Annotated in this window: 18 protein-coding genes and 1 pseudogene; 10 read left to right on the top strand and 9 right to left on the bottom strand. The window is 73.6% G+C overall.

Going from position 1 to position 21,082, the window contains the following annotated elements; translation table 11 throughout:
* Window positions 1–29 precede the first annotated feature (29 nt).
* The 3 genes from C569_RS0121380 to C569_RS0121370 all read left to right on the top strand — a co-directional run bounded on the left by C569_RS0121380 (window position 30) and on the right by C569_RS0121370 (window position 4,240).
* Entirely contained in the window at window positions 30–1,562 is a 1,533-nt protein-coding gene (locus C569_RS0121380) for an NADH-quinone oxidoreductase subunit M (RefSeq protein WP_018787800.1), read from the top strand.
* A complete protein-coding gene (nuoN, locus tag C569_RS0121375) occupies window positions 1,559–3,112 on the top strand; it encodes an NADH-quinone oxidoreductase subunit NuoN (RefSeq protein ID WP_018787799.1) in 1,554 nt (517 codons plus the stop codon). Before C569_RS0121380 ends, nuoN begins: the two co-directional genes overlap by 4 nt.
* An 87-nt stretch (window positions 3,113–3,199) precedes the next feature.
* On the top strand, window positions 3,200–4,240 hold the full coding sequence (locus tag C569_RS0121370; protein ID WP_018787798.1) for a polyprenyl synthetase family protein: 1,041 nt from the start codon (window positions 3,200–3,202) through the stop codon (window positions 4,238–4,240).
* A gap of 76 nt (window positions 4,241–4,316) precedes the next feature.
* Here C569_RS0121370 and C569_RS0121365 read toward each other — a convergent pair whose 3' ends face one another.
* Window positions 4,317–5,513, bottom strand: a complete 1,197-nt coding sequence (locus C569_RS0121365) for an MFS transporter (RefSeq protein WP_036346504.1) — start codon at window positions 5,511–5,513, stop codon at window positions 4,317–4,319.
* 152 nt (window positions 5,514–5,665) lie between these two features.
* Here C569_RS0121365 and C569_RS0121360 point away from each other — a divergent pair, with 152 nt between their 5' ends.
* Window positions 5,666–6,448 carry an IclR family transcriptional regulator gene (locus C569_RS0121360; RefSeq protein WP_026268458.1) on the top strand — a complete coding sequence of 261 codons (783 nt, stop codon included), beginning with the start codon at window positions 5,666–5,668 and terminating at the stop codon, window positions 6,446–6,448.
* Window positions 6,449–6,559: 111 nt separating this feature from the next.
* Here C569_RS0121360 and C569_RS0121355 read toward each other — a convergent pair whose 3' ends face one another.
* Window positions 6,560–8,686, bottom strand: coding sequence for a PhoX family phosphatase (locus C569_RS0121355; protein WP_018787795.1), 2,127 nt, complete (start codon window positions 8,684–8,686; stop codon window positions 6,560–6,562).
* Window positions 8,687–8,855: 169 nt separating this feature from the next.
* On the opposite strand from C569_RS0121355, the gene C569_RS0121350 reads away from it, so the two are divergent.
* Window positions 8,856–9,425 carry a sigma-70 family RNA polymerase sigma factor gene (locus tag C569_RS0121350; protein ID WP_018787794.1) on the top strand — a complete coding sequence of 190 codons (570 nt, stop codon included), beginning with the start codon at window positions 8,856–8,858 and terminating at the stop codon, window positions 9,423–9,425.
* On the top strand, window positions 9,422–10,111 hold the full coding sequence (locus C569_RS0121345) for an anti-sigma factor (RefSeq protein ID WP_018787793.1): 690 nt from the start codon (window positions 9,422–9,424) through the stop codon (window positions 10,109–10,111). The genes C569_RS0121350 and C569_RS0121345 overlap by 4 nt, the downstream gene beginning before the upstream one ends.
* 83 nt (window positions 10,112–10,194) lie before the next feature.
* On the opposite strand, the gene rarD is transcribed toward C569_RS0121345, so the two are convergent.
* The 4 genes and pseudogenes from rarD to eccE all read right to left on the bottom strand — a co-directional run bounded on the left by rarD (window position 10,195) and on the right by eccE (window position 13,823).
* Complete coding sequence (gene rarD / locus C569_RS0121340; RefSeq protein ID WP_018787792.1) at window positions 10,195–11,127, bottom strand: EamA family transporter RarD; 933 nt, start codon at window positions 11,125–11,127, stop codon at window positions 10,195–10,197.
* Window positions 11,124–11,441, bottom strand: a pseudogene (locus C569_RS30735) (GNAT family N-acetyltransferase); the annotation flags it as partial. The pseudogene C569_RS30735 and the gene rarD, both read right to left, overlap by 4 nt.
* A gap of 143 nt (window positions 11,442–11,584) precedes the next feature.
* The gene (locus C569_RS0121330; protein WP_026268456.1) at window positions 11,585–11,971 is read right to left on the bottom strand and encodes a phage holin family protein; all 387 of its coding nucleotides are present in this window, start codon (window positions 11,969–11,971) and stop codon (window positions 11,585–11,587) included.
* 49 nt (window positions 11,972–12,020) lie between these two features.
* Window positions 12,021–13,823, bottom strand: coding sequence for a type VII secretion protein EccE (gene eccE / locus C569_RS0121325; protein WP_018787789.1), 1,803 nt, complete (start codon window positions 13,821–13,823; stop codon window positions 12,021–12,023).
* 244 nt (window positions 13,824–14,067) lie between these two features.
* Here eccE and C569_RS0121320 point away from each other — a divergent pair, with 244 nt between their 5' ends.
* Entirely contained in the window at window positions 14,068–14,385 is a 318-nt protein-coding gene (locus C569_RS0121320; RefSeq protein ID WP_018787788.1) for a WXG100 family type VII secretion target, read from the top strand.
* Between the two features lie 20 nt (window positions 14,386–14,405).
* Window positions 14,406–14,699: a WXG100 family type VII secretion target gene (locus C569_RS0121315; protein WP_013473567.1), complete on the top strand. Its 294-nt coding sequence runs from the start codon at window positions 14,406–14,408 to the stop codon at window positions 14,697–14,699.
* Window positions 14,700–14,760: 61 nt separating this feature from the next.
* On the opposite strand, the gene mycP is transcribed toward C569_RS0121315, so the two are convergent.
* Complete coding sequence (gene mycP, locus C569_RS0121310; RefSeq protein WP_026268455.1) at window positions 14,761–15,975, bottom strand: type VII secretion-associated serine protease mycosin; 1,215 nt, start codon at window positions 15,973–15,975, stop codon at window positions 14,761–14,763.
* Between the two features lie 152 nt (window positions 15,976–16,127).
* On the opposite strand from mycP, the gene C569_RS0121305 reads away from it, so the two are divergent.
* Window positions 16,128–19,172 carry an SseB family protein gene (locus C569_RS0121305; protein WP_026268454.1) on the top strand — a complete coding sequence of 1,015 codons (3,045 nt, stop codon included), beginning with the start codon at window positions 16,128–16,130 and terminating at the stop codon, window positions 19,170–19,172.
* Window positions 19,169–19,534 carry a hypothetical protein gene (locus C569_RS0121300; protein WP_018787786.1) on the top strand — a complete coding sequence of 122 codons (366 nt, stop codon included), beginning with the start codon at window positions 19,169–19,171 and terminating at the stop codon, window positions 19,532–19,534. The genes C569_RS0121305 and C569_RS0121300 overlap by 4 nt, the downstream gene beginning before the upstream one ends.
* A 1-nt stretch (window position 19,535) precedes the next feature.
* On the opposite strand, the gene C569_RS0121295 is transcribed toward C569_RS0121300, so the two are convergent.
* The gene (locus C569_RS0121295) at window positions 19,536–20,468 is read right to left on the bottom strand and encodes an alpha/beta fold hydrolase (protein ID WP_018787785.1); all 933 of its coding nucleotides are present in this window, start codon (window positions 20,466–20,468) and stop codon (window positions 19,536–19,538) included.
* Window positions 20,469–20,587: 119 nt separating this feature from the next.
* Window positions 20,588–20,926, bottom strand: a complete 339-nt coding sequence (locus tag C569_RS0121290) for a hypothetical protein (protein WP_018787784.1) — start codon at window positions 20,924–20,926, stop codon at window positions 20,588–20,590.
* Window positions 20,927–21,082 lie beyond the last annotated feature (156 nt).

The following is a 21,082-nucleotide window of genomic DNA, read 5'->3' as shown; positions in this document are numbered from 1 at the left end:
CGCAGTCACGACGGAGGTAAGGCCGAATAATGTCCAACTTCCCGTTCCTCTCGGTGCTGACCGTGGCGCCGCTGGTCGGCGCCCTGGTGGTGGCACTGCTGCCCCGCAGCCGCCCGGACCTGGCCAAGCTGGTGGCGTTCGGCTGGTCGCTGCTGGTCCTGGTGCTCTCGGTGGTGATGTGGTTCGCCTTCTCCACCGGTGGTGACCGGTTCCAGTTCCGCGAGTCGTACCCGTGGATCCCGAACTGGGGCGTGAACTTCACCTTCGAAGTGGACGGCATCGCGCTGGTCATGCTGATGCTGATCGCGATCCTGGTGCCGCTGGTGATCCTGGCGTCCTGGCACGACGCCGAGGCGTCCAAGCGCTCGGTGCCCGCGTACTTCGCGCTGCTGCTCGTCCTCGAATGCACGATGATCGGCGTCTTCGCCGCCGCCGACGTCTTCCTGTTCTACGTGTTCTTCGAGGTCATGCTGGTGCCGATGTACTTCCTGATCGGCAGCTACGGCGGCCACCAGCGGCAGTACGCGGCGGTGAAGTTCTTCCTCTACTCGCTGGTCGGCGGTCTGTTCATGCTGGCCGCGGTGATCGGCCTCTGGGTGGTCGGCGGGAAGACCTTCGACTGGCAGACGCTGAGCCAGGCGGAGTTCGCCACCGACACGGCCCGCTGGCTGTTCCTCGGCTTCTTCGTCGCCTTCGCCATCAAGGCGCCGTTCTTCCCGTTCCACACCTGGCTGCCGGACGCCGGTGGCGCAGCCCCGGCCGGTGCCGCCGCGCTGCTCGTCGGCGTGCTGGACAAGGTCGGCACGTTCGGCATCCTGCGTTACTGCCTCCCGCTGTTCCCGGAGGCGTCGCGGTGGTTCGCACCGTGGGCGCTGGCGCTGGGCGTCATCGGCATCATCTACGCCGCGCTGCTGGCGGTCGGCCAGAACGACCTGAAGCGCCTGGTGTCGTACACCTCGATCGCGCACTTCGGGTTCATCGGCGTCGGCATCTTCGCGTTCACCACTCAGGCCGGCACCGGCGCGGTGCTCTACATGCTCAACCACGGCCTGGCCACCGGCCTGCTGTTCCTCGTGGTCGGCATGCTGATCGCCCGGCGCGGCTCGGCGCTGATCAGCGACTTCGGCGGTGCGGGGAAGCTGGTGCCGGTGCTCGCCGGTGTGCTCTTCTTCGCCGGTCTGGCCTCGCTGGCGCTGCCGGGCACCGCGCCGTTCGTTTCCGAGTTCCTGGTGCTGATCGGCACGTTCACCGTCAACAAGCCGGTCGCGGTGATCGCCACGCTCGGCATCATCCTGGCGGCGGCGTACGTGCTGTGGATGGTGCAGCGCACCACGCAGGGCACCCTGAACCCGGCGCTGACCGAGGTCGAGGGCATGCGCCGCGACCTCACCCTGCGCGAGAAGGTGGTCGTCGCGCCGCTGATCGCGCTGATCGTGCTGCTCGGCTTCTATCCGAAGCCGGTCACCGATGTCATCAACCCCGCCGTCCAGGCGACCATGCAGGACGTCGGCAAGTCCGATCCCGCCCCTGAGGTCGGCAGCGTCCAGGAGGCCGCAAAATGACCGAGCTCAAGCTGCCGTCGATCGACTACGCGGCGCTCGCTCCCATCCTGATCATGCTGGGCGCGGCGCTGCTCGGGGTCCTGGTCGAGGCGTTCGTGCCGCGTCGCCTGCGCAACGTGGTGCAACTCGGGCTCGCCCTGGTGGCGATGCTCGCCGCGATCGTCATGGTGATCCTGAACGCCGACGACCGGCTGATCACCGTCGGCGGTGCCATCGCGATCGACGGGCCGACGCTCTTCCTGCAGGGCGCCATCCTGGTGCTCGCAGTGATGGCGTTGCTGCTGGTCGGCGAGCGCACGGTGGAGCGGGGCGGCGCCTTCGTGGCGCACGCCGCCGTCACCGCCGAGTCGGCGGAGGACCGGCGGCAGGCCGAGGGCGTCGGTGGCGCCACCGAGGTCTACCCGCTGATGTCGTTCGCGATCGGCGGGATGCTGATCTTCGTGGCGGCCAACGACCTGCTGACCATGTTCATCGCGCTCGAGGTCTTCTCGCTGCCGCTCTACCTGCTCTGCGCGCTGGCCCGCCGCCGGCGTCTGCTGAGCCAGGAGGCGGCGCTGAAGTACTTCATGCTCGGCGCGTACGCCTCGGCGTTCTTCCTGTTCGGTGTCGCCCTGATCTACGGCTTCACCTCCGGGATCCCGGGGCGCGGGGCGGGCGTCGACTTCGCCACCGTGCACGCCGCGGTCACCGAGTCCCCGTCCAGCCCGGTGCTGCTGTTCGCCGGCATGGCGCTGCTCGCGATCGGCCTGCTGTTCAAGGCCGCCGCCGCGCCGTTCCACGTCTGGACGCCGGACGTCTACCAGGGTGCGCCGACCCCGATCACCGGCTTCATGGCGGCCTGCACCAAGGTCGCGGCGTTCGGCGCGCTGCTGCGCGTCTTCCACGTCGCGTTCGCCGGGGCCTCCTGGGACTTCACCCCGGTGCTCGGGGCGATCGCGGTGCTGACCATGCTGGTCGGCGCGGTGCTGGCGGTCACCCAGACCGACATCAAGCGCCTGCTGGCGTACTCGTCGATCGCGAACGCCGGCTACCTGCTCGTCGGTGTGCTGGCGCCGAGCCGTGAGGGGCTCTCCGGCACCATGTTCTACCTGGCCGCGTACGGCTTCTCGGTGCTCGCCGCGTTCGCCGTGGTGACGCTGGTCCGCGACGCCGACGGGGAGGCCACCCACCTGTCCCGCTGGGCCGGGCTGGGCCGCCGCTCGCCGTTCTTCGCGGCGATCTTCACGTTCATCCTGCTGGCCTTCGCCGGTATCCCGCTGACCAGCGGCTTCACCAGCAAGTTCGCGGTCTTCGGCCCGGCCCTGGAGGCGAACCAGGCGTGGCTGGTGATCGCCGGCGTGCTGACCAGCATGGTGCTGGCCTTCCCGTATTTGCGGGTCGTGGTGATGATGTGGCTGTCCGAGCCGGGCGAGTCCACCCCGACGGTGACCGTGCCGGGCGCGCTCACGTCGGCCGCGCTCGTCATCGGCGTGCTCGCCACGCTGGTCCTCGGCGTGGTGCCCGGACCGCTGCTCGACCTGACCACCGGTGCCGCCGAATTCGTCAGATGACAACGGTGATCCCACCGGGGGCCGGTACGCCGTGGCGTGCCGGCCCTCGGCGTATCCCCGTCGACGAGCAGGTCGAACGGGTGTGGCATGGTTGAGGACGTGGCGAACCCGGCTGGCGAGCGTTCAGGTCAGTTCGGCGCGCTCGGCCTGCACCTCGCCGACCCGCGCGTCGAAGCCTCGGTGCTGGGCGTGCTCGACCGGGTCGAGGCGAGCCTGCGGGCGAGCGTGGCGAGCGCCGATCCGCTGGTGACCGAGGCGTCCCGGCATCTGGTCGAGGCCGGCGGCAAGCGGTTCCGCCCTCTGCTGGTGGCGCTCGGCGCGCAGTTCGGTGACCCGGACGCCGCCCAGGTCGTCCCCGCCGCCGTGGTGATGGAGCTCACCCACCTGGCGACCCTCTACCACGACGACGTGATGGACGAGGCCGCGGTGCGGCGTGGCGCCCCGAGCGCCAACTCCCGCTGGACCAACTCGGTGGCCATCCTGGTCGGCGACTACCTCTTCGCCCGGGCCGCGGACATCGCCGCCGACCTGGGCCCCGAGGCGGTACGCCTTCAGGCGCGCACGTTCGCCCGGCTGGTGCACGGCCAGATCGCCGAGACGGTCGGCCCGCGCGGCACCGACCCGGTCGCGCACTACCTGCACGTGATCGCCGAGAAGACCGGCTCGCTCATCGCCACCTCGGCCCGCTTCGGTGGCATGTTCGGCGGCGCCGCGCCCGCGCACGTCGAGGCCCTGGCCGAGTACGGCGAGATCATCGGCGTCGCGTTCCAGCTCTCCGACGACCTGCTGGACATCGCCAGCGAGTCGGTACAGTCCGGCAAGACGCCCGGCACCGACCTGCGCGAGGGCGTGCCCACCCTGCCGGTGCTCTACGCGATGGCCTCCGACGACGCGGACGCGGCGAGCGTACGGCTGCGCGAGATCCTGGCCAGCGGCCCGCTGGTGGACGACGCGCTGCACGCCGAGGCGCTCGGCCTGCTGCGGGAGTCCCCGGCGCTGAAGCGCGCCCGGGAGACGGTGCGCAGCTACGCCGAGGACGCACGGGCCCGGCTGGCTCCGCTTCCGGAGGGCCCGGCGCGTCGCGCGCTGGAGTCGCTCTGCGACTACATCGCCGACCGCACCAGCTGACCCCCTCGCCCCCTCGCGCTGCCCTCACCCCCTCGCTCTGTCGCCGCCCGTCCGGGCTCTCGTCGCCGCGCGGGGGTCAGGGGAGGGTGGGGGTGGGGCGGGGGCGCAGGAGACGGGCACCCAGCAGCATCAGGAGGGCGGCCAGGAACATCGCCGCGGCGGCCGTGAGCCACATCGCCGGGTAGCCCGCCGCGCCGGCCAGCGCGCCCAGGCCGAGCGGGCCCAGACAGCCGCCCGCGTACACGCCGGTCTGGGTGATCGAGGTGGCGGCGGCCGGCGCCTGCGGGTGGAGCCGGACCACGGCGAAGTTCATCAGCCCCGGCCAGGCCCAGCCGAGACCGAAGCCGAACACCACGCCCGCGACCAGCGGTGCCGAACCGGCCACCGCGAGCAGGATCAGGCCGATCGAGCCGGTCAGCAGCATCCCGGCGATAAGCCCCACGTGCCCGCCGGTGCGCCGGTCGGCCAGCCAGCCGACGGCGACGCGGGCGAGCACGCACACCACGCTGCCCAGGGTCAGCGTCAGCCCGGCCAGGCCGGGGGAGAGGCCCCGCGCCGCCGCCGAGTCGACGAGGAACGTGCCGAGGGCGTTCGCGGCGGCGGCGGCGAGCGTCGCGGCCAGCCCGATCACCATGAGCGGGCCGGTGCCGCCGGGACGGCGGCCGGAGGCGGTCCGGGTGCGCCGGTCCCGCCCGGACCGGGGCACGGCCGGTAGCGCCGCGAGCGCGGCCACGGCGGCCGCCACGAACGCCCAGCGCCAGCCGGCGGTGAGCGCGACGGTGGGGACCGCCAGACCGGCCAGCAGCGTGGCTGCCGGTACGGCGGCCTGCTTCACGCCGAACGAGAGGCCCTGCCGGTGGGTCGGTACGTGCTCGGCCAGGGCGGCGTTGCTGGCGAGCTGCCCGAGGGCGTTGGCGGCGGCGCTGAGGGCCAGCAGCACCACCAGGACCGGATATGACCGGGCGAGCCCGGCCACGGCGAGCAGCGAGGCGGCGGAGAGCAGGACGGCGGCCCGGGCGACCGGTGCCGGGCCGAAGCGTTCGACCAGCGCGCCGGAGGGCACCGAGGTGAGTGCACTCACCCCGAAGTAGATCGAGACGGCCAGGCCCAGCCCGGCCGGGCTGAAGCGGAGTTCGTCAGCGAGCTGGACGGCGAGCCCACCGACCAGGAAGACGGGCAGGACGCACGCGATCGTGGTGAGCGTGGCGCCGGCGCCGACCGTGACGGCGTGACGGGACGCCGGAGGAACGGCTCGCGAAACTGTTTCGGTCATCGCGAGCACACCTTACGCCGGACGTTCTGGCTGCTCATCGTGTCCGTCGACACACGTTCCGTGTCCGGTCTTCTGGCATTCTCCATCCGAACAGGCATTTCGCACTCGGCCGGTTTTTCATATGGTGTAAGTCCCCGGCGGCGGAGGTGGTTGTGCGCGACCCCTTGGCGGAACCTTCGGACCTGATCCGCAGCGTGTCACGCGCGCTTCGAGTCCTTGAGTCGGTCGGCCGTGCGCCGAGAGGGCTCACCGTGAAGCAGATCGCCCGGCGCTGCGAGCTGACCGTCGCCACCACCTACCACCTGGTGCGCACGCTCGCGTACGAGGGCTACGTGATCCGGCGCGAAGACGGGACGTACATCGTGGGGTTGGAGGTGGCCGACCGCTACCGCGAGCTGGTCACCGCGTTCCGCGGGCCGCCTGCGGTGGGCGAGGCGCTGCGTCGCGCGGCGTCGGACACCGGCTGGAGCCACTACCTCGGCCGTTTCGTCGGCGGGCAGGTGGCGGTGACCGCGTCCGCCGAGGGGCCGCGCTCGCCCTACATGGAAGACCTCGTGCCCGGCTTCGACGAGGGCGCGCACGCCACCGCGCTCGGTAAGAGCCTGCTCGCCACGCTCACCACCGAACAGCGCTTCCGCTACCTGCGCGAGTACGGCATGCGCCCGTTCACCACCGCCACCCTCACCACGGTCGAGGCGTTCGAGGCCGACCTGGCCGCCGGGGACCGGCGTGGCATGCAGCTGGAGCTGGGGCAGTTCCGGCAGGGCGTGGCGTGCGCCGCGGTGCTCGTGGCCCCGGACAAGGACATCGAGCGCCGGGTGGTGCTGGCCTGCGCGCTTCCGGCCGGCGAGATGATGACCTCCGCCCGGGTGGTCCGCGCCAAGCTGCTCACCGCCGCCCGCGCCATCGCCGACGGGATCGCCTCGGAGAACTGACGAGCGCCGTCGCCGACGGGATCGCCTCCCAGAACTGACGCGGGGCCGCCGACCTGGTGGGTCGACGGCCCCGCGCGGAGCGGTCCAGCGCCGGACCGCTCCCGGGATGGGTCAGCTACCGACCGGGCCGCCGTCGAGGCGCCAGGTGACCACCACGCCGGGCTTGGCGAAGTCACCGTCCGGCCAGGTGGAGGCGGGGTTCTCCACCGACGCACCGGTGACCTCGCCCGGGTGCTGCACCGCCACGAAGACCGAACGGTTGTCGTCGGTGATGAACGGGCCGCAGGTCTCCGCGCCCAGCGGCACGGTGAGGAACTGCTTCAGGTGACCCCGCTCCGGACCTTCGACGGCCGTGGCGAACAGGCCGTCGTTGCTGCCCAGTGCGTTGCCGTCGGTCGAGATCCACAGGTTGCCGGTGGCGTCGAAGGCGACGTTGTCCGGGCAGGAGATCGGCGAGACCTTCGTCTTGTCGTACCCGGCGAAGTAGGTCGAGGCGTCGGCCGGATCGCCGCAGACGATCGGCAGCGACCAGGCGAAGGTCTCGGCGGTGTTGTCGCCGCGGTCCTCGACCAGCTCCAGGATCTGCCCGTGCCGGTTGCTGTTGCGCGGGTTCGCCTCGTCGGCGGGCGCCTTGCCGGCCTTGCCGCGGTCGCTGTTGTTCGTCAGCGCCACGTAGACCTTGCCGGTGAGCAGGCTCGGCTCGACGTCCTCGGGCCGGTCCATCTTGGTGGCGCCGACCTTGTCCCCGGCCAGCCGGGTGAAGGTGAGCACGTCCGCGGCGGTCATGCCGTCGACGTACGAGCGGTTGCCGCTGACCAGCTTGATCCAGCGGCCTCGGCCGCCGAACCCACCGTCGGCCGGAAGCGTGCCGGAACCGTCGATCTCGGCGGCGGGGCTGTCGCCCTCGATCTTCGCGACGTAGAGCGTGCCGGACTCCAGCAGCGTCAGGTTGTGCCGCCGCGCCACCGCGGACCTGCCCGGCATGAACTTCTTGTCCGAGACGAACTTGTAAAGGTAGTCGAAGCGCTCGTCGTCACCCATGTACGCGACCACCCGGCCGTTGCGCGCCACGATGACGTTCGCGCCCTCGTGCTTGAACCGGCCCAGCGCGGTGTGCTTGCGCGGCTTGGCCTGCGGGTCGAACGGGTCGATCTCGACGATCCAGCCGAACCGGTTCGCCTCGTTGGGGTGCTTGGCCAGGTCGAACCGCTCGTCCGCCCGCTCCCACTTGCGGCTGCCGCTCGGGTGGCGCACGTCGGTCGGGATGCCGTAGCGGGCCAGCTTCGGCTTCTGCTCCTCCGGCACCCCGTCGCCGCCGACGAAGTACTGGTTGAAGTTCTCCTCGCCGGAGAGGACGGTGCCCCACGGGGTGACGCCACCGGCGCAGTTGTTGAGCGTGCCGATCACCGTCCGGCCCTTCGGGTCGGCGGCGGTACGCAGCCACGGCGAGCCGGCGGCCGGGCCGGTCAGCTCGAACTTCGTGGCCAGTGCGGTGACCCGCCGGTTGTACTCGCGCCGGCCGCGCCGTACCGGCCGCCACTGCCCGGTGTTCTCCACCCGCTCCAGTTCCACCACGGACATGCCGTGCGCGGCCATCGCGATCCGCACCTGCTCCACCGTGAGCGCGTCCTGGCTGGTGAAGCCGGGGAACATCAGGTCTTCGTTCGTGTACTCGTGGTTCACCACGAGCAGCGCGCGGCGGCGGTCGATCGGGAGCACGCCGACGAAGTCGTTGTTGTAGCCGAACTGCTTGGACTGGGCGGCGGCGGTCTGCCGGCCGAGGCTGAACGCGGGCGCGCCGGGCACCACCTCGTCACCCCAGCGGATCACGACGGAGTGGTCGTACCCGTTCGGGACCACGAGGGTGTCGAGCTTGTTCGGCGGGATCGGCTTGAACGTCAGTGCGCCGCTACCCGGGCGGCCCGCGCCGGTGGCGGCCACCTCGCCACCGCCGGGTGCGGGCGGGGCGGCGGGGGCGGCGGCGGCCGGTGCGGCGCCGGCGAGCGCGCCCGCGGCGGCACCGCCGAAGCCGAGCACCAGCGCGCCGACCGCGCCGGCCCGGACCACGCCGCGCCGGGAGATCTCGGTGTCGACCACGTCGCCGAAGTACGGGTTGTCGGTCGGGTTGGGCACCGGGTGGTCACACGCGTTGCCGCACCGGTACAGACAGGTCATCGCGTCGCGGCTGCCGTGGCGGGCGCCACCCAGCAGCGGAAGCAGGCGAGACCGGTCGCTCATGAGGTGGTGCCTCCTGATCTCAATGTCGAAAGGCGCACGGCTGATCGGCCCGCGCGCCCACCCGCCGGACGCTGCCAGGGCACGGTGAGCGGCGATCGGTCCGGACCTGAACCGGACGTGAACAGCTCCGCGCTGACCTGCTGATGAACCGTTCGGCGTCACGGCACGTATGGAAGGGCGAACGCATCGCCGGTTTCCCCGCCGCCGGAAGCGAGGTACCGCCATCAGCGACCACGACGCCCAGCTGCTGCGCGCCCTGCACGACGAACATGCCGACGCGCTGTACGCGCACGCCCTGCGGCTGGTGAACGGCGATCGGACGCGCGCCGAGGACCTGGTGCAGGAGACGCTGCTGCGTGCCTGGCGTCATCCCGAGTCGCTGGATCCGCGGCGCGGCTCGGTACGCGCCTGGCTGTTCACCACCGCGCGGAACCTCGCGATCGACGCGTGGCGGCGGCGCTCGGCCCGGGTGGGTGAGGTGTACACGGACGAGCTGCCGGAGACCGCCGAGACGGTCGACGAGACCGAGCGCGCGGTGGAGGCGTGGACCGTCGCCGAGGCGCTCAACCGGCTCAGCCCGACCCACCGGGAGGTGCTGGTCGAGTGCTTCTACCAGGGGCGTTCGGTGGCGGAGGCGGCGGCGCGGCTGGGCGTACCACCGGGCACGGTGAAGTCGCGTACCCACTACGCGCTGCGCTCACTACGGTTGGCGCTGGCCGAGATGGGGGTGACCGGATGACACGCTGCGAGTTCGCGCACGACGACGGGGCGTACGTGCTCGGCGCCCTCACCCCGGCGGACCGCGTCGCCTACGAGCGGCACCTGGCCGGCTGCGCGCAGTGCCGGGAGGCGGTGGCCGAGATCGCCGTGCTGCCCGGGCTGCTGGGGCGGCTCGACCCGGCCGGGCTGGAGCAGTTCCTGGAGGTCGGGCCGGAGACGTCGCGGGTGCCCGCGCTGCTCGACGCCGCGCGCGAGCGCAAGCGCCGCGACCGGTCCCGCTCCCGCCGGCGGTACGCGTTGACGGCGCTCGCCGCCGCCGCGCTCGCCGTGCTGGCGGGCGTCGGGGTGGGGCTGGTGCAGTCGCCGGCCGAGCCGTCGAAGCCGCCGGTGGCGCTGGCCTCCATGCGGCCGGTGGCCGGGACGGTGCCGGTGCACGCCGAGGTGGGGCTGACCGAGACGCCGTGGGGCACCGAGGTCACCATGCACTGCGGGTACGACAGGCGGGCCGGGCACCGGGAGGCGTACACGTTCCGGCTGGTGGCGCACGGCCCGGACGGCGCGACGGAGCAGATCGGCTCCTGGCTGGCCGCCCCCGGTGACGACCTGCGCTTCTCCGGCGTCACCCGCTTCACCAAGGGCGAGCTGGTCCGCCTGGAGCTGCTCCGGGGCGCGAATTCCCCAGTCCTGGCCTACGACCTGCGCTGACCCGCCTCCCCTCCCGTCGATCTTGCACTTCTGGCCCTCGGTGCGGGCGTTCTCGCCCCTTTGCCTGGGCAGCAAGTGCAAGATCAGCGGGACGGGGTGGGGGTGGGGGCCGGGACGGCGGCGGTGCGGGCGGTCACGCGGGTGCGGTGGGAGTGGCGCAGCGCGTCGGCGGTGAAGACCACCAGGGCGAGCCAGACCAGCGCGAACCCGGCCAGCCGGGCCGGCGGCATCGGCTCGTGGAAGATCAGCACGCCGCAGCCGAGCTGGAGGATCGGGGCGAGGTACTGCAGCATGCCGACAGTGGACAGGGGCAGCCGGTTCGCCGCCCCGGCGAACAGCAGCAGCGGGATCGCGGTGGCGGCACCGGCGAGCACGAGCAGCGCGGTGTGCCCGGCCGAGACGTGCCCGAACGTCGAGTCGCCGCGCGCCGACAGCCACCCCAGGTACGCCATGGCGGGCAGCGCCAGCACCGCCGACTCGACGAACAGCCCCTCCGTGGCGGGCAACGCGAGCCGCTTCTTGACCAGGCCGTAACCGGCGAAGCTGAACGCCAGGGTGAGCGCCAGCCAGGGCAGGCGACCATAGTCGACGGTGAGCACCGCCACCGCGAGTGCGCCGACGCCGAGTGCCGCCCACTGGGCCCGACGCAGCCGTTCCCGCAGCACGAGCACGCCGAAAAGCACCGACACCAGCGGGTTGATGAAGTAGCCGAGCGCCGTCTCCACCACCCGGTCGGAGTTGACACCGTAGATGTACGTACCCCAGTTGACGGCGATCAGCGCGGCGGCGAGCCCGATGCCGGCGAGCGCCCGGGGCCGCCGGGCCAGCTTGCGCAGGAAGCCGCCGTGCCGGGTGGCGGCCAGCAGCAACGCCACGAACGCCACCGACCACAGGATCCGGTGCGCGAGGATCTCCACCGGCCCGGCCGGGCGCAGCAGCTTCAGGTAGATCGGGAAGAAACCCCAGATCAGGTACGCGCCGACGCCGTACAGGTAGCCGAGCCGGAGCGGGTTCACCGCTTCACTGTAAGTGGTGAACCGCTTTCCTGGTCCTTATCGGTGATCGGCGTCACCCGCTGATCCAGCTCCGTCCACAGATCCGCAGCGACGGGCCGGAAGCCGATCTTCGCGTAGACCCCGTGCGCGTCGAGCGTGGCCAGCAGGATCCGGCGTACGCCCAGCTCGCCCAGGTGGTCGCGGACCGCGCCGGCCAGCCAGGTGCCGAGCCCGCGGCCCCGCTCGGCCGGGTCCACGTACACGTCGCAGAGCCAGGCGAACGTGGCGCCGTCGGTGACCACCCGGGCGACCGCCACCTGCCGTCCGGGTCGGTACTGATCTCGTAGCCGTCCGCGCGGGTCACTGTGAACACGCGGCCGAGGCTAGTACCCCCGCCCGGCCCTCTCGCCAGCCAATTCCCTGCTGCTGGCCTGGTGGCCCCGGCCGGTCACCACGGCGACCGGCCGGGGCCCCGGGGTCAGTCGCGGTCGAGGACGGCGCCGAGGATCCAGGTGACGATGCCGACGAAGAGCGCGCCCAGCACCGCCTCCGGCCAGAACCCGTCCACGTGGAAGGGCAGTCCGGCCTCACCGGCGATCCAACTGGTGAGCAGGAAGAGCAGGCCGTTCACGACCAGCGCGATCAGGCCGAGGGTCAGCAGGTAGAAGCCGCACCCCACGGTCTTGATGATCGGCTGAAGCACCGCGTTCACCACGCCGAAGATGACCGCGACGAGCACCAGCGTGATCACCGTCTCGGTGGCCGAGCCGGAGTCGAGCGAGATGCCCGGGATGAGCAGGGTGGCGAGCCAGAACGCCACCGCCGTCGAACCCACGCGAATCAGTAGACTCTTCAGGAAACCCATGGCCGGGATCGTGCCACGGCCGTACCACCAGGGGAAGTCGTGCGGCCAGTCAGTGCCGGGCGGGCCGACCGACCAGTTGCGACTCGACCGGCGTGGGCGAGAGCAGCGCCCAGCGCAGGGCCCGCCGGTTGACCACCGCCACCATGTCGTCGCGGATCCGGGTCAGCCACTCCGCGGAGCCGCCCAGACCCAGCGCCGCGCCCGCCAGGGCGGCTTCGTCCGGGTCGAGCGGCTGAAGGACCGCCAGGTCGGCGCGGGCCAGCGCGGGCGTGTCGGCCGGGGTCAGCTCGTCGCGGACCACCAGCACCGACTGCCAGGCGGCTGCCGGTCCGGCCTCCGGCGGCACCGGCCCGGCGTCCACCACCACCAACAGCGGGTGCAGCGGCGAGCCGGGCGCGCCACCGACCGGGCGGCCCGGCGGGAGCAGCGGTACGCCACCGCCGACCGTCCCGACACCCCGCACGAACGGTTCCCAGAACCGGGGACGGCCGGTCTGCACCACCACGCGCGCGCCTAGCGCCAGCGCCCGCAGCACGAGCAGTTGCGCCGCGGGCACACCGCCGACCAGCAGCACCCGGGTCGTGGCCGGGCGGAACAGGCGGACGGTGAGCGCGGCGCCGTGCCGGTTCGCGCCGACCATCAGCCCCGCGGTGGTCGGGGGCAGGTCGAGTGCGGGTGGCGGCGACCCGGCCGGGGACGCGGCCCCACCGGACACCGCCAACGGCAGCGTGGCGGCCAGCCCGGCCAGGTGCTCACCGTCGAGGCGGCGCCACTCGCCGCCGACGTCACCCACGATCCGGCGCAGCGTGCGTTCCGCCGTCGACAGTTCGGCCGCGCTCCCGGCCGCCACCCGTACCGCCAGCTCGGCCGGGACCGGTGCGGTGCCGGTGCGCGGTCCGGCGGTGAGCGCGACCGTGGTGGCGGTGGCCGGCAGCGCGAGCAGCTGTCCGATCAGCCCTCGGGTCGCCTCGCCACGCGGATCCGGCCACCGGCGCAGTCGCCAGGTGGCCTGCGTCAGACCACCCACCGAGAGCTGGGGCCAGGTCTCCCGTACCGGGACGCCGGGCTCGTGGTGGGCCAGTTCGGTGATCACCCGCAGCGCCGCGTCGCCGCCCAGCGGCCGGGCGGTGAGCGGGCCGAGCCGGCGGACGAGTCGCCGCAGGGTGCCGGACAGGGCCCGCGAGAGGTCCTCGTCCGGCCAGCCTTCGGCGCGCAGCACCCGGACGGCCAGCACCACGCGCGCCCGCCCGGCCACCCGCCCGTCGGTGAGCCGGCGGTACGACGTCCCGGCCGGACCGGCGGCGACAGCGGGCGCCGGTGCGGGCGACGACGAGAACACCAGTTGCAGCCGGACCGCGGGGGCGTCCGGACCGGTCGGGGGAAGCAGGTCGAACGGCGTGGGTAGCTCGTGGGCGTGGTCGCCGAGCAGGTCGTCCGGGTCGCCCAGCTCCAGCAGCGCGGTCAGTCCGGCGGCGTCGTGCAGCACTGCCGCGCCGCCGGACGCCTCCGTCACGCCGATCACCGAGCCCGGCCGGAGCAACTCCAGCAGCGCCGCCGGATCGGCCACCGGTGCCAGGGCGCGCCGCCGGGTCAGGTACGCGGCGGCGGTGACGAGCCACTCGTGCAGCCAGCGCCCGCGTAACCGTACCCACGCGGCCGGCAGCAGCAGTGTCGCCGACAGCAACGCGACGGCCGTCGGCACCACACCCCGCCCGGCGGCCGCGATCAGCAATGCCGCGGCGACCTGGGTCGCCACGACCTGGCCGGAGCGCAGCCGGGCGGCCGGGCGGCTCGTCCACTGTGGTGAGCGGACCGGGGCCGACGCAGGCCGCTCGGACGTGCTCGCGGTCACCGCACCTCCTCGCCGGGCCTCCGCGTGACGCTGCCGTGGCTCATCGTAGTCGCCGAGTTGTCCACAGGGGAGCCCGAAGGGGTGGCAGAACCGAAGTCGGACGGCTACCGTCAGCGACGAAATCGTCGAGTTGCGTGTCCGCCGCCGCCGGGCTTCCCCTCCACCGGCCCCGGACTCCCGCCGACGAGTCCACGGTGGTCACACGGTGGCCAGCCACGACCGAGGAGACGAGGTGACGTCCGGGATGTCCCAGACCCAGGCAGAAGCCGCGGTGATGCAGCAGACCGCCGCGAAGTTCGAGCAGGTCGACCAGTCGCTCCAGACCATGCTCAGCGGCCTGATGGCCGAGCTGGAGGTGTTGCAACAGGCCTGGCGGGGCGCCGGTGGGCGTTCGTTCGCCCAGGTCAAGCAGCAGTGGGCGCAGGACCAGGCAGCCCTCCAGCGCGCCCTGCGCGAGACCGCCACCGCGATCCGCAGCGCCGGCCGCCACTACGACGTCTCCGACACCGAGGCCGCCGGCCGGGTGGCGGGCACCAACCGCGGCATCCAGCTGCCGCTCTGACAACCGGAAGGAACGAATCCATGGAGCACGGTGTGCTGGTCGTCAACTTCGCCGCCCTGCAACAGGCGGGCGCCGACATCCAACGGGCGCTGTCCACGCTGGAGAGCCAGCTCGGTCAGCTCGAACGCGACGCCGCCCCGCTGGTGGCGAGCTGGAACGGCGAGGCCCGCGAGGCGTACGAGGTGCGGCAGTCCCGCTGGCGGGCCGCCTCGCAGGACCTCCAGGCGATGCTGCGTGACATCAAGCTCGCCGTCGAGGACTCCGCGACCGACTACCTCGACACCGAGAAGCGCAACGCCAACCTGTTCCAGTGAGCCGGCGCCGCGCGGCCCGGTCGGGTGACCCGGGCCGCGCGGCGCCGCACCTGGCCAGAGATCACCTCGGAGCGGCCGGGTCCGCCGCCCGCCACCGCCTGCGTGCGCCGCGCGGCAGCACCAGGGCCAACGCCGCCACGAGCACCACCGCTCCGCCCGCGACGGCGGCGGCCAGCACCGCCCGGTCCCGGGCCGCGTCCCGGCGGGAGCCGCGGGCCAGCGCTGCCGGATCCGGCCGGTCGGCGGGAAGCGCGGCGCCCGGCCGGGGGCGGGAATCCGGCGCGCCGGCCGACTCGGTCACCGCCCGGTACGGGTTGAGCACGCCGGCGCCGTAGCCCGCGTCCCGCCCCGGCGCCGGGTCGGCGGCGGCCACGATCCGGCCGGCCACCTCGTCCGCGCTTAGCCGGGGCCGGTACTGGCGCAGCAGCGCGGCAGTACCGGCCACGAACGGAGTGGCGTAGCTGGTTCCCTCCGCCCGCTGGTGTCCCGCCCGGGGCGCCGCCATCAGCACCTCGCTGCCCGGTGCGACCACGTCCACGTACGGGCCGGTCTGGGAGAACGCGGAGCGTGTCCCGTCCCGCCCGATCGCGCCGACGCCGAGCACCCCCTCGTACGCCGCCGGGTAGGGTCGGGGATCCCCGTTGTCGTGCAGGTTTCCGGCGGCGGCCACCACCACCACGTCCCGCCGCACGGCGTAGGCGACGGCGGCGCGTACGGCCGGGTCGTCCGCGTACAGCACGACCGAGAGGTTGAGCACGTCGGCGTCGTGGTCCACGGCCCAGCGGATGGCCCGGGCGAACCCGGCCGCGTCGACCGTGCGCCCCGACTCCCGCCCCTCGACGACCTGCTGCTCGCTGACCCGTACCGGCAGGATGCGCGCGTCCGGCGCGAGACCGCGGAACGCGACACCGGGCTGCGGCGCGGCGGCGATGATGCTCGCCACCCCGGTGCCGTGGCCGGCGCAGTCCCGGGTGCCGTCCCCGCCCCGGTCGAGGAAGTCGACGCCGTCGACAACGCGGCCGGTCAGCTGCGGGTGGGACCGGTCCACCCCCGAGTCGACGACCGCGACCAGGATCCCGGCACCTGTCGCGAGCGGGGTGAGCCGGTCCGGAGCGTACCGCTGCTGTGGCCACGGCTCGCCCGCGACCGGCCGGGCCGGCGCGGGCGGCGAGGCGCAACCGGCCGGCGCGCGAGCCGCCGCCGGTGCGGCCGGAACCGCCGTGACGAGGAGCGTCGCCAGGACGGCCACGGCGGGGTACGCGACTGGCCGGGACATCGACGACCTCCGTATCGTGTCGGCTCCGGAACGGGATGTTAGCGGCTCGTCCACGTCGGGGCCGGCCGTCGATGGCCAGGAGTCCTGATCTTGCTGTCACCTTGTAGGTTGTAGGCGATGCCTGTGGCCTGTTCGCGGAAGGAGAGGTGGCCGTGACCGGATGGGAGCCGGCCACCGAGGCCGAGGTGGCGATGCGGGACGCGCTGCGAGCGCAGGACCAGCAGCAGTACTTCCGGGCGCTGACCCGTGTCGATCTCCTGCTTCCGGTCGCGAGCGGGCCGACCGCCGGGTGGGGCACCTGGACCTCCGGAGGCCGCACCCACGTGCTGGCCTTCACCTCCGTCGTCGCGATGCGCACGAGCCTGGGGGAGAACGCGGGGCCGACCCGTCGCGTCGCCTACCCGGATCTGGCGGCCGGCTGGCCCAACCCCGAGTGGTGGCTCGCGGTAAACCCCGGCCTGCCGATCGAGGGTTACCTGCCCGCCTGGTACGTGGCGCAGCTCTCCCGGGGCGACGTCCGGCTGCCCGGCCGGACGATGGGTGCCCGCGCCCGGCTGGAACGGGTGGAGAACGCGACCCGGAGAGCCCGGAACACGGTGCCCGAAGCCGCACCCCGCCCGCCCGCCGTGCCCGTCCCGCCGACCGCCGTCACGCCTGCTCCCGTACCCCCTGCCGTCGTGCCCCCTGCTCCCGTGCCGCCGGCCGCTGTTCCGCCTCCGGTCGTGCCGCCGGTTGCCGGTGCGCCCGGCCGGGACGACGAGCGGCTGATGGAGACCGACGAGCCGGCCACGGTGCCGATGCGGGCCGCCTCGGTCCTGGGACGGCGGCTGCCCAGCGTGGCGCCCCGCCGCCGCGCGCCGGACAGCGACGTCCCGAGCCGGGCCGCCCCCGGCGCCGAATCGGGCACGGACGCCCTCGACGGCTGGCTCACCGATCTGCGTCGCCGCCCGGACGAGCCGGACCCCTTCGCCGCCGACCCGGCCGCACCCGAAGACGAGTCACCGGTGGCCGCCGCACCGCCGCCCTCCCGCTCGTTCTTCGAGCCCTCGTCCGGTGGCCGCTCGGCCCGGCGCCCGTCGTCGCTGGACCCGTCGCGCCGGGCCGGCGACCGAGCCGCCCCGCCGACCCGGTTCGCCGGCGGGCAGCCGTTTCCGCGCAGACGGCCGCTGAACGAGCCGGTACGCGAGGGCCCGACCCACGCCTTCCCGGCCCGGAGCGACGAGTCGTCGGCCGTGCCCCGGCCGGAGGAGGCGACTCAGGCGTTCCGCCCGGCCCGCCCGCCCGAGGACGCCACCGAGGCGCTGCCCCGCCGCCACGCCGGACCGGCCGACGCAGCGCCGGGCGCGGCGACGAACGCCGGCCCCGCCACCGCTGACGGGTGGGGGGCCGCGCCGGACGGTACCGAGGGCGGGACGACCCGGTGGGAGAAGCTCGACGAGCCGGTGGAGGAGTTGCCTCCGTCGATCGCCGAACCGGTCTCCGCGCCGCCCGTCTCACGCCGCGACTTCACACCCATCGTCATCGAGGGCACCGTCGTCGAGGCCCGTGACCTGACCGAGCCCGCGCCGCTCTGGTCCCCGCAGCCGGCCGGTCCGGTGCGCGCGGAACCGGCCGAAGACGCGGCCACGCCGTGGGCCGGCGCCGACCCGACCATGTCGCTCTCCGTGGACCCGCCGGTCGCCGACGACACGGTGGACCTCACCGAGCCGACGCCGAGCCGAACCGGGGCCACCGGTGTGACCGACCGGGGTGCGCCGGCCGACGAGCCGACTGTGTCGCTCGCGTCGGAGTCCGAGTCCACGACGTCCCTGTTCGAGCCGCCGGCTCCCGCAGCGGACGCCACCGCGCCGCTGTTCGCGTCGTCCCCGTCGGCCGAGGCCGAACCGACGGTGTCGCTTTTCGCACCCGCGTCGTCAGCCGAGCCGACCGCGCCGATTCCCGGCCTCACCGACGCCGAGCCCACGGTCTCGCTGTTCGAACCGGCGACGGCGGAGCCGACCGCGCCGCTGTCCGGCCCCGTGCCGGCGGAACAGCCGACCGTGTCCCTGTCCGACCCTGTGCCGGCGGAACAGCCGACCGTGTCCCTCTTCGAGCCCGCGACCGGCGACGAGCCGGTCACCACCTCGCTGTTCGCGACCGGTGAGCCGACCGTGGCGCTGTCCACGCAGGCGCCGGACACGGCGGAGCCCGCGGCCCCCGAAACGACTGACGATCCGCCGTCGGGCGACGGGACGGCCGCCGAATTCGTGCCGGCGAACGACGTCGAGGAGGACCTGCTGGCCGCCGCGGGCAGCGGCAGCACCGACGGCTTCCTCACCACCCTGCTGCTGGCCCGGGTGCTGCTGCCGGTCGCGCCCGACTCGGCGGCCGACAGCCGCCCGGGTGACAGCGGCTTCGTCTGGCACGCGGATCAGGTCGAGGGCGGGATGTGCGTCTCGGTCTACACCTCACCGGAACGCCTGGCCGAACACACCGAGGGCCGGATCGAGACGGTACGGGTCAAGTTCGTCCGGCTCATCCGCCGGTGGCCGGACGTGGCCTGGTCGTTCCGGGTCAACCCGGGCAGCCCGGTCGGCGCGACGTATCCAGGAGAGCAGGTCCTCGCGCTCGCCAACTGGGCGGCCGAAGTGGGTCTCGGCGACGACCCGGAGCCGGCCTCCGCGCCGCAGCCGGCGGAGCGGCAGCGCCCGGATGTGCCCACGATCGCCGCGAACCGGCCGGTCACCATGCAGAAGGTGATCGCGGCCAGCCAGCTCGCGTACTACCTGGAGCGTGGCTACGACCGGGTCTCCGGATTCGTGCACCGCGCCGGGGAACTGGCGCACCTGCGTACCCCGGCGGAGCTGTACCAGGCGCTCGGCCTCGGCCACCCCGGCTCGCCGTTCTCGCCGGACGACGAGGAGATCTACCTGCTGCGCTGGCCCGCCTACCGGCCGAGCCTCTACCGGATCCCCTACGGCGGCCCGAACGAGGCGGCGATGCGGGCGATGGAGGGCTGGGTGATCGAGCGGCCCCCGTTCCGCGGCAACGGCTTCGCGCCGGGGGAGAGCAGCGACGTGATCGCCGAGTTCAAGGTGGACAGCGCCCGGCTCCCGCACGGCGCCGAGCTGTGGCGGGTCGGCGCGGACGGTGACAGCAAGCTGGTAGCGGTCCTGGACACCGACGAACTGCTGTGGCGAAAGGCGGGCGAGGCGTGACCCGCGACGGCTACGTGGCCCGCTGGCGCGGGCGGGAGTACCAGGCCAGCCCCGACGGCGACGACATCCGCCTCTACCAGCCCGGACCCGGCGAAGGCTTCACCGAGGTACGCCCCGGCCGGTACGTCCGGGTGGTGCCGGCCGCCGAGGTGGAGGATCTGGCGTACGTACGGACCACCTGCACCTGGCAGGGACAGCCGTTCATCGTGCTCGCCGAGCACGACGGCTGGCTGCGGCTGGAGTACACCGGCGGGCGCTGGCCGGTGGCGGAGGCGATGGGGCTGGAGGCGTTCGACTTCGGCGTCTACCAGGGCTGGGCGCCCGCGACCCAGGTGGCCGACCTGGGCGAGCAGCGGGTCTGAGTCAGGACTTCGCCCAGCGCAGGATCTCGCCGAGCACCACGTCCCGGGCCTCCACGTGCGGGAAGTGGCCCACGTCGTCGAGCAGCCGCCACTCGTACGGGGCGGTGACGTAGCGGCCGGAGCCCTGGGCGGTGCGGGGGAGCGAGGCCTGGTCGAGCGCGCCGTGCAGTTGCAGGGTCGGCGTGACCAGCGGCTTCTGCATCAGCTTCACGAAGCGGTAGCCGTGCAGCCGCAGCACCGAGCGGAACGCCCACCGGTAGCCCTCCATCGCGCAGAACGCGGCCTGCGGGATCTGCATCGCCACCCGGCAGCAGTGGGCGTAGTCGGCGAAGTCGGGCCCGGACACCCAGCGGGGGCCGCCCCACCGGCGCAGGATCTCCTCCACCTCGGCGGCGCCGTCCCGCGCCAGGACGTGCTCGTAGCGGGGGAGCTGGAACTTCAGCGTCGCGGTGGCCGAGGTGAACTGCCCGCGCGGGTCGGCGAAGATGGCCGCGCGCAGCCGCAGCGGGTGCGGCGCGCCGAGCACCACGAGCCGCCGGACCAGGGTCGGGTGGAAGGAGGCGGCGGTCCAGCCGATGAGCCCGCCCGCGCCGGTGCCGACCACTGTGGCGGACCGCTCACCGAGCGCCCGGATCAGGCCGGCGACGTCAGCGGCGAGCGTGTAGCCGTCGTACCCCCGGGGTGGTTTGTCGCTCGCGCCGTAACCGCGCAGGTCGACAGCGACCGCGCGGAAGCCCGCGTCGGCGACCGCCGGCAGCATCTCGTGCCAGGCGTACCAGTATTCGGGGAAGCCGTGCAGGAAGAGCACCATCGGGCCGGTGCCCGCCTCGACGACGTGGAACCGGCTGCCGTTGGCGCCGACGAACCGGTGCGTCCACGGCCCTTCGGGCAGGACGCAGGACTCGTCGACGGGTCCGCCGCGCTGGTCGGTCATGGGGCACAGCCTAGGACCGCCGGTCACCCACCGGACCCGCAGGTGACGAGGATCAGGGATTTCTCCGGGCGGTCACCCGGCCCGGACGCCCGGACGCGTGCGGGTGCCGCTGCCGTTCGTCACTCCTCGATGATCCGCATCGGGATGCCGGGTCCGCAGTCGACGGAGCGGTCCCGGGCGGTCAGCCGCAGTGTGACCAGTTCGCCCTTGCGCAGCTCGCCGGCGTTCGGGCCGTACACCGCGTACTCGGTGCCGTTCTCGTCCATCAGCCCGTAGCACGGCCCGGACCCGCCCCTGGTGATCCAGCCGGCGACGACGCCTGCGGGCCGGTTGTCGGTCGGTTTCCGCGGCGGGCCGGCGGGCCGGCGCAGCGTCGGCAGGTCGGTGGCGGACCGCGGCGTGGGGCGGTCGGCGGGCGAGGTCGCGCCGCTCGCGGCCGGCTGCTGGTCGTCGGGCACTGATCCTCCGTCTCGGCCGTGAACGCACCTGCGGGCAGCGCCGTCGCGAAGGCGGTCGGCGGCGTGGTGCGGGGCGTCCCCCGGGATGGGACGCGGATGGGGCGTGCCGCGTTCCCGGAAGGGGCGATGCCCGGGCGGTTCACCGCCCGGGCATCG

Source organism: Micromonospora sp. CNB394, from assembly GCF_000374985.1.
GTDB lineage: Bacteria > Actinomycetota > Actinomycetes > Mycobacteriales > Micromonosporaceae > Micromonospora > Micromonospora marina.
Note: the sequence above shows the minus strand (reverse complement) of the source record. Positions and strands in the feature narration are given on the sequence as shown.